Source organism: Micromonospora sp. KC213 (assembly GCF_004348325.1).
Taxonomy (GTDB): domain Bacteria; phylum Actinomycetota; class Actinomycetes; order Mycobacteriales; family Micromonosporaceae; genus Micromonospora.
In genome coordinates this window covers 1-9,071 of sequence record NZ_SMKF01000203.1, presented here as the reverse complement: position 1 = coordinate 9,071, position 9,071 = coordinate 1, and the positions used below count along the sequence as shown (strand labels likewise).

Here is a 9,071-nt window from a genome sequence, read left to right as displayed (position 1 = left end):
TATAAGAGACAGGAGGGGTACGGGCGGGCGCCGTGTGCACGACGCCCGCCCGCGTTCCTTGCCTCAGGTCAGGACTACTTGAACTCGGCCGTGGCGTACCGCTCGTCGGTGAGCGGGCTGGCCTTGATACCGGTCACGTCCTTGCCGAACACGATCGCCGGCGGCGAGTGCGAGACCGGCACGCCGGGCAGGAAGTCCATGACGGCCTTGTTGAGGGCCTTGTACTTCTCCACCCGGGTCGCCATGTCGGCCGTGCTGTCCGCGTCCTTGAACTGGTCGAACAGGGCCTTGTTGGTGAAGCCCCACTCGTCCTTCGGCCGGTCGAAGAAGGTGCCGATGAAGTTGTAGGCGTCGCCGTAGTCACCGGTCCAGCCGAGGAAGTGCAGGTCGTGCTTGGTGCCGGAGGTGGTCGCGTTGAGGTAGTCCGGGCTCCACTTCAGCGGGATCGCCTGGACCGTGATGCCGACCGCCTTGAGGTCCGCCGAGAGCAGCTCGAAGAGGTCCTTCGGGTTCGGCATGTACGGCCGGGTGACCTCGGTCGGGTAGTGGAACCGCAGCGTCAGGTTCGACGCGCCGGCCTCGGCCAGCAGCTGCTTGGCCTTCTCCGGGTTGTAGTCGTACTTGGTGACGTCGCCGTTCCAGCCCTCGACAGTGTCCGGCATGAAGTTCACCGCGACCTTGGCGCCCGGGGGGAGCTTCGAGTCGACCAGCGCCTGTCGGTTCAGCGCGTGCGCGATGGCCTGCCGGACCTTGAGGTCGGCCAGCTTCGGATTGCCCTTCTGGTTGATCCCCAGGTAGAGCACGTTGAACGCCGGACGAGTGAGGACGTTGAAGCCCTCGTTCTTCAGCGGTTCGACGTCGGCCGGGCCGACCAGGTCGTACCCCTGGATGTCGCCGGAGCGCAGCGCCTGCTTGCGCGCGTTCTCGTCCGAGATGGTCTTGAAGATGATGGTCTTCAGCTTGGCCTTGTTGCCGTGGTAGTCGTCGTTGCGCTCGATGGTGAGCGTCTTGTTGGCGACGTCCCAGGACTTGAACTTGAACGGGCCGGTGCCGGTCGGGTGCGCCGTGGCGTACGCCGGGTACTTGATGTCCTCGGCGGTGCCGCCCACGTTGCTGGCGTCGTACTGCTGCAGCGCCTTGGGGCTGTGCATGCCGAACGAGGGCAGCATCAGCGCGGCCGGGATCTTGCTGGTGACCCGGGTGAAGGCCAGGTCGACAGTGGTGGCGTCCTTGGCCGTGCAGGACTTGAAGAGGCTCGGCGGCAGGTCGGCGTTCTCGTTCTTGGCGAAGCCGCCCATGACGTCCTGCCAGTACGCGGTCACGTCGGGGCTCTGCATGAGACCCTTGGCGTTGTACCAGCGGTTGAAGTTGGCGCAGACGGCCTCGGCGTTGAAGTCGGTGCCGTCGTGGAACTTCACGCCGGAGCGGAGCTTGAAGGTCCACGTGGTGCCGGTGGCGTCCGGGGTCCAGGACTCGGCCAGGCCGGGGGTGACCTTGGTGCCGCCCTCCTCCGGACGGACCAGCGTCTCGAAGACCTGGCGTGCCACGCGCAGCGACTCGCCGTCGCTGGCGAAGCTCGGATCCAGCACCTTCGGGTCTCCGGCTACGCCGAACACCAGGGTGTCCTTCTTGCTCCCGCTGCTGTCTCCACGGTCGCTCTCGGCGCAGCCTGCTACCGCGAGGGCCGCGACCGCGACGGCCGCGATGGCGGCCTTCGGCCTGGGTGCACGCATGGTGCTTCACCTCGTCCTTGGGGTACGTCAATGTGGTGACGTGGTCACCGATGGCGGTGACCATAGCCCTCACGTCGACACGGCGGAAACTGCCCGGTGGACGGTTGGTACCGAATCGTATCCCAGCCAACAGCTGGCCTATGGATCGAAGGCCACAGCCACTCCCCGCCGAACGATCCAGCATCCACGATGCCAAACTGTTACGTCATACCTACCTGCGAAGGCCATGGGTGTCAGATCAGGAAGGCGCAGGTCGCGAACCTGCCCCTGGACAGACGGGCAGCCGCTCGACGGCCGCACGAGCCGCCCCCGTACCCAGGTCCCTGAAAGTCACCCGATGGCAGGCCAGCACGGTCGCCATGCCGAACGTCGTGGCGTAGCGCTCAGTGCCGTAGACGACCACCGACAGGGCCGGGGCACGGTGCACCTCCCGCACCTCCACGCGGTTGACCCCAGCGACCGCCGCCAGCCGCTCGTCGGTCGGCGCCAACTCACCGACCGCGATCACCGCGTCCGCGTACGCGTGCGCGTCACGGGTCAGGGCGGCTTCGGCCCGCGCCTCCTCCGCCCGGTTGTCCGCCGCCAGTCGTCGGCTCTCCACCTCGATGGCCACCAGGACACCCACCCCGGCCAGCAGCAGCAAAAGAGTCAGCACCGCCGGCGTCCAGGACATTGAGCCCCGCCGTCGCATCATCACAGGCCATCTCCCCCGGGCACCCTGGTGGGCCCGCGCTCGTCGCGCGGGCCCACCAGATCCCACTCAGTTGTAGCCCACTGCGGACAGCCGGGATGTCACCGCGCTGGAGTACGTCACCGCACCGGTGTCCTTGGGATGGAAGGAGGCACGGCTGATGCAGACGTTCAGCCCAGCGACGATCCAGCCCACGCAGGTGGCGTAGGTGTCGCCGTCCACCATCCGGAAGTCGCCCTCCCCCGCGGGACCGGCGACCACACCATTGATGTCGTCCGGCACAAGCACGTCGTGGTTGGTGTCGTACTTGCGACACGTACCGTGATCAAGCATGCCCTCGACCATGTCGGTGAACTGCACCCGCTTGCCGGCTACCCGGGCCGCGTCTGCGGTCGCGCGCTGGGCGTTTCGCATATGCAGGGCCAACCGGTTCAGCATGTCCATCTCGGCACCCGTATAGCGGGCAAACACGCACGAGTCTTGGTGATAATCGGCAAAGATCCGGGGATAGCCGACCAGCATGACGGTGGCATTGGGCGCGCTGGCAGCCACCGCGTCGATCAGTCGGCGTACCTCGACCTGGGCATCGTCGATCCGTAGCCGGACCGTCTCCTCATAGCTGGCAGTGGCGCAGTTCTCCAGGGCGCACCGGGTCATCGTGCTGGGGAAGCCCGCGTCGTTGCCACCGGCCGAGAGCAACACCAGCGTGGTATTGCCATCCAGGACGCCGGACTCTATCTGGGACATTTCCCGGAACTGCCCCTCCGCCGCCAGGTGGTAGTCGCCGATGCTGCTTGGCGGGCTTTGCCAGTAGTACGGCGTCGCCGTGCTACGCATCTGCTCCGCCGTAGTCCCGGAGCAGTTGACGAACTGGAAGTCCATGCTCTGGTCGTGTGCGGCCAGCCGGCTGGCGATCGAGCTGGACGAGCCGGGAAGCCGGGTGAGCAGCGGCCACGACTTCATGCTCCGGCGACAGGCGTTCCACGCGCGGTTACCGTAGTTGTTGTCCGTCTCGTAGTAATAGCTACCGGCTCCCTCGCCAGAGCCGTACGAGTCACCCATCGCCACCACGAAGTGTCGCGGCTTGGCCGCCAACGGGACGAACGCGATCGCGTCCCACGCGACGTCCTCGGTACCGTTGCCGTCCTCGCTGATGTTACTCAGTTCCACCGACTGTGCGCCCACATTGGAGAATTGATACGTCCCCAGGGTTATCCAGCGGTGCTCCTCCGTGCGGGTCGGAATGTAGCGGGTCTTCTGCCCCGCCCCCGTGTTGATCACGTACTTCGCCTGCTGGGTGTGTGCCCCATGGTCGGGGATGTGCACCATCACCTTGGCCCAGCCGTTCAACCTGGTGGTCGGCGTCCACCGGCCGGTCACCTTCTCCGGCGCCGTTTCCGACCTCTGGGTGTGCGCGAACCAGAAGTGACCGCCGAACCCGCCGCCGATCTGATGGGTGTCCACCTTGCCCGGGTAGATGGTCACGTTGTTCGGTCCAACCCGGGACGGATAACTGAACGAGAACTTACCCGCGGGTGTGTAGTCCCGGGCGCAGCCCTGCGGGCCGAGTGGGGTGGCGCTGTCGATGTCGTCAATGATCAAAGCGTTGCTCGGCAATCCCGTCCGCCTGCATTGCGAGTCGTAGATGCTGCTGCCGTACGGGCGCGGCTCCACCGTCGTGTACCGCCGGTTCTCCAACCCGCAGTTGATCGAACAGTCTGTCCAGGCGACCGGCGAGTGCCACCAGCACTTGAGGTCGTCGCGGGTGCAGGGCCCGGGCTCGGCGGTCGGGTAGTCGCCCGGCACGCGGGAGACGGTTGGGTCACAGGCGTTCTGCGCCGGGACACAGAAGGTGAACCTGGGCGGCTGGGCAATAAGCTTGTTGCGCTCCTGCGCGGTGGCGTACGTCGGCGTGTAGGAGCCGGTCTCGTAGTCGTAACGGCGAAGCGAGGTGTATGCGAAGCCCATCACCCGCTCCGGGTACGACCAGTGGTTCGGGTGCTTGGCGTTGTCGTAACCGATGTCGTCGTCCACCGGTGGTTTGGCGTCCGGCACGTCCAGCGGCGCGGTCAGGAACATCTTCCGGTCTGCCGGGTAGTTCGGGTTGGCGGGGTTGTTGGCCCAGCCCACCCCCCAAGGCGCCGCCGGGCTCGCCGGAATCTGGCTGTAGAAGCCGGTGTTGTACGCCCAGATGGCGAACCACCAGTTCTCGATGTATCTCGGGTCGCCATCGTTCGCGATCAGGCCCGCACTCCGGGTCTGATTCCACTTGTCCTGAAGAATGCGTAGGCCAGCCGCGATGTTCGTCGCGTAGTCCAGCGCCACCGCCTTCTGCTTCGTGTGGTCCCACTGCACTCCCGCAATCCACTGGCCCGTGTCGCTCTTCTTCATTCCGGAGGTCACCTGGCCGACGCCGTAGCCGCAGTCGGTCTTCGTCCAGTCGATCTTGGTGTAGTCGGGTGCCATCAGTTCCAGCCCGTAGTAGCCGAGACTGGTCAACGGGTTGCCGGCGAGGCCGTCGACGACGTGGAAGCTGGCCTGCCACAGGTTCGACTCCTGCGCCAGGATGCCGAGAAACACCTGCGCCGGCACGGTGCCTCCGCCGGCGAGCGTCATCGAGGGGAACATTCCCTGAGGTGAGTACGCCGGCAGGCCGTTGTTCGACCAGTTGGCGGGTCGCTGAAAGGTCAACTGCCCGTGTACCGCCAGGTCGGCTGCCCACTCCACCTGCTGTCGCGTGGGCTGGTACGCCTGAACCGTCGGGTCATTACGGCGTACTGCGCAGGAGCCGTCGAGGTCGTAGGCCACCGTCGCCGCATCCGGGTCGGCCAGGGTGGTCACACTGCCGGGGGCGGCCGGGGAGGATTCCCCGCCGACCAGGCCCGAAGGCAGGATGCTGAACCTCACCTCGTCTCCGGCCCGCAGGCGAGCCTTGATGTCAACCCGGTCGGCCTGCCCGTCGCTCGGCCTTCCACTGGCCAGGCCGGCCGCCTCGCGGCCGGTGACAGCTCGGGTGATCACCAGGTCGCCGGTGCGCGAGACATCGCTGTCCGGTGGCGCATCCACCGGCCGCCACCCTGCGGGCAGCCGTTTGCCGACGAGGTGGCGGCTGGCCCGGCCTCCCACCGCGAAAACCCGCCCCACGCCACCGGGGCGCAGCTTCACCGTGCCTGTCGGGACGGTGGCCACGGGGACCAGCCGGCCACCAGCCAGGCGGGCGAGGTCGACCTCGGCCCCCCGGGCTACCTGGAGCGCGACGTCACTTGGCCCGTCCGCCATCAACCGGAAGGGTGACCCCCCGGTCCGCACGGTGGCGCGAATCGCGCCCCGCCGGTCGAGGGTGAGCAGCGCGTCGCCCTTCGCGGCGACTGTTGTGTCACCGACCGGAATGGCCGAGGTGAGCTGCCCGGTCGCCAGCACCTTCCGGCTGCCAGACGGTCGTCGAGTGTCCACCGTGGTCAGCACCGACCGCGCCGTCGTGCCGGCCTGTCGTGACGCCGGCATCTCCAGCCGGGTCAGCACCGCGTTCTCCCCCGCCCCGCAGCCAGGGTTGTGATAGGCCAGGGAGTAGCGCTCGGGCAGCTTGGTGACCGTGCCTGTGTCCAGATCGACGACCGCCGCGAAGGCTCCCGCGTTGAGCAGGTTCTCGCGGTTGGTGAACTGACGTGGCGCGTAGATCGCCACCGCTCGCCGGCCGGAGCCGGTGATGCACACCTGTCCGATCCACTGGTCCGTTGGCAGGCCGGGCTCGGCCAGCGTGGCAGCGTTTCGCCAGCGATACGCTTCCTTGGCGTCTGCCACGAGTACGTGCAGACCGGTTTCGTCTGACGAAGTGGTGACGACCCGGTCCGATGAGCGGCGCCAGGAGGCACCGAGTCGCCGGTCGGGATCAAGGACACGGTCAGGACCGGCCGGTCGCGCCACCGAGCGTGGCGCGGGCGAGGCGAGCGTCGCGGAGGGATCAGCGGGGGCGGCCGAGGCCGCCTGTTGAGCGGGGACCAGCGGCACCAACACTGCTAGTCCGAGTAGAGGGACCAGGAATCGACGCACGGCGGCCCTTTCGGCGGAAGATGCGGGAGGCCTCAGGATCGACGCGCGCATCACAACAACGCCATCGCCTGAGCATCATCCGCCCATCGCCTAACCGTGGCTCACACCGCGCGTCGCCCCTCGAAGGCGCGGCCGAGGGTGATCTCGTCGGCGTACTCCAGGTCGCCGCCCACCGGCAGTCCACTGGCGAGCCGGGTCACCGCGATCCCCATCGGCTTGACCATCAGCGCCAGGTACGTCGCGGTCGCCTCCCCCTCGGTGTTCGGGTCGGTGGCCAGGATCAGCTCCCGCACCGCCCCGCCGCCGAGCCGCGTCATCAGCTCACGGACCCGCAGGTTGTCCGGCCCGATCCCCTCCAGCGGATTGATCGCTCCACCGAGCACGTGGTAGCGCCCCCGGAACTCACCGGTCCGCTCGATCGCCACCACGTCCTTCGGCTCCTCGACCACGCAGAGGACCTCGTCGGTACGACGCGGATCCCGGCAGATCCGGCACTGCTCCGACTCGGCGACGTTGTAGCAGGTGGTGCAGAACCGAACCAGATCCTTGACCTTGCGCAGCGCGCCGGCCAGCCGGTTGACGTCGGCCGGATCGGCCGACAGGACGTGGAACGCGATCCGCTGGGCGCTCTTCGGGCCGACACCCGGCAAGCGGCCCAGCTCGTCGATCAGATCCTGGATGGCGCCCTCGTACATCTGGCGACTCAGAACCCGGGCAGGCCGAGGCCGCCCATGCCGCCCGCGACCGGGCCCATCTTCTTCTCGGTCAGCTCCCGGGCCGCCTCGGCGGCGTTGTGCAGGGCGGCGAGCACCAGATCCTCCAGGGTCTCGACGTCCTCCGGGTCGACCGCCTTCGGATCGATCCTGATGGCCTTGATCTCACCGGCGCCGGAGACGGTCGCGGTGACCAGGCCACCGCCGGCGGTGCCGGTCAGCTCCGCCTCGGCCAGCTCGGCCTGGGCCTTGGCGATCTGCTGCTGCATCTTCTGCGCCTGCTTCAGCATCTGCTGCATGTTCGGCTGTCCACCTGGGCGCACGGATGACTCCCTCTCGCACTCGTCTGCTCGGCCGCGCCCAGCCTAGCCGGGGGGCGGCACCCGTCATCGTCGACCGGTACGCGCCTCAGCGCGCGTCGACCTCGTCGATCCGCTCGGCGCCGAACGCCTCCCGGAGCAACGCCACCGCCTGCTCCTCGCTGGACTGCCGGGCGGTCCGCTCGTCGATCACGTCGTCCAGCGGCTCGTCACCCGGGTCGAACCCCTCGTACGCCGGGGCCGCCGGCTCGGGACGGCCACCCCCGCGCAGCGGCCCGTCGTAGTCCGGGTCGTACGGCGGCTCACCGGCCCAGTCCGCGTCAGCGGTCCGCCGCCCGGCCTGCGCGGGCCGCTGGCCCTTGTTGGCTGCCGCCGCCGCGGCGGCCGCCCGGGCCGCCGCGATCGCCCTGTTCACCGGGGCACCAGAGGCCGGTTGCGGCGTCGCCGCCGGCGCTGCCGGTTTCGGCACGGCCGAGGCCGGCGCGGCTGCCGCCGGCTTCGCTACGGCCGGCGCGGTCGTGGCGGACGGCCGGGTCACCTCCGGCCGGTCGTCGGCCACCGCCGCTCCGGTCGCAGCGCCCCGAGGGCCCACCGTCGGGCCACCGGCTGCCACCGCTGTCCGGTCGGCGGCCACCGCCGTGCCACCGGGGCGGGCCGCCTCCGGCCAGTCGTCCCCGCCACCGGGACGTGCCGGTTCGGGCCACTCCTCGTCATCGGCGACACCGGTGGCATCGGCCGCCGGCGGACCGGGGAACCGGTGGCCGGTGCTGTGGGCACGCGGGTCACCGCCGGCAGAGGTCGTCCGACTGCCGACGGAAGACGTCGCGGTGCCGCCGGAGCCGGTCGGCTGACCGGACGCGGTGCCGGGCCCTGCCAAACCGGCGCCGGACCCACCCACACCGCCGACCGGGCCGGCACCCGGGCCGCCCACGCCACCGGCCGAGCCGGCACCCGGGGTGCCCGCCGGACCGCCCGAGCTCGGCAGGCCGTCGCCGGCCGGGGCCGGGCCGGGCGGCCGGGGCGAGTCAGCCGGCCGGGCCGGAGACGCCGGACGGGCCGGGCCGCCGAGCGACACCCCGCCCCGCTCGCCGGCCACCTCGCAGCGGATCTGCCACCGGCCGCCAAGTTCCTCGTAGAGCGCGTCGGTCAACACCTGGGCGTGGTCGGACATCATCTTGGCCAGCACCGACGACTTCACCGTCAACACCAGCGCGTCGCCGTCCAGGTCACGGACCACGGCGTCACGCATCAACGCGGCGATCCGCTTGTTGCTCCGGTTGACCTTCCCGACCACCTCCGGCCAGACCCGGCGTACCGCGACGGCGTCCAGCGCGCCCGGCGCGGCCGAACCCGGACGGGGCGGCTCCGGGGTGGCCGGGTCGGGCAGCACCGCCGAGGCCGGCACGGGACGGCGGGCGGGAGCATCGACCACCGGGGCGGATCCGTCCGGAGACGGGTCGGCACCCGACGCGGGACGGGATTCGGCAGCCGCCGCGCGCGCGGCGGCCAGCCCGGACGGGGTGGCGGCAGCCGCCGGCGTGCCGGCGGTCTCCGGGTGGGGCGC

Annotated in this window: 5 protein-coding genes and 1 pseudogene; all 6 read right to left on the bottom strand. The window is 69.6% G+C overall.

Translation table 11 applies throughout. The features are described 5' to 3' along the window. Positions 1-74: 74 nt before the first annotated feature. Positions 75-1,733: an ABC transporter substrate-binding protein gene (locus E1166_RS26915; protein WP_132342728.1), complete on the bottom strand. Its 1,659-nt coding sequence runs from the start codon at positions 1,731-1,733 to the stop codon at positions 75-77. 238 nt (positions 1,734-1,971) lie between these two features. Next, positions 1,972-2,388: a hypothetical protein gene (locus E1166_RS26910; RefSeq protein WP_132342727.1), complete on the bottom strand. Its 417-nt coding sequence runs from the start codon at positions 2,386-2,388 to the stop codon at positions 1,972-1,974. Positions 2,389-2,493: 105 nt separating this feature from the next. After that, the gene (locus E1166_RS26905; protein WP_132342726.1) at positions 2,494-6,138 is read right to left on the bottom strand and encodes a GDSL-type esterase/lipase family protein; all 3,645 of its coding nucleotides are present in this window, start codon (positions 6,136-6,138) and stop codon (positions 2,494-2,496) included. 437 nt (positions 6,139-6,575) lie between these two features. Beyond that, on the bottom strand, positions 6,576-7,169 hold the full coding sequence (recR, locus tag E1166_RS26900) for a recombination mediator RecR (RefSeq protein WP_132342725.1): 594 nt from the start codon (positions 7,167-7,169) through the stop codon (positions 6,576-6,578). Positions 7,170-7,177: 8 nt separating this feature from the next. Next, a complete protein-coding gene (locus tag E1166_RS26895; RefSeq protein WP_243706466.1) occupies positions 7,178-7,486 on the bottom strand; it encodes a YbaB/EbfC family nucleoid-associated protein in 309 nt (102 codons plus the stop codon). 109 nt (positions 7,487-7,595) lie between these two features. Further along, a pseudogene (locus E1166_RS32305) lies at positions 7,596-9,071 on the bottom strand (DNA polymerase III subunit gamma and tau); the annotation flags it as partial.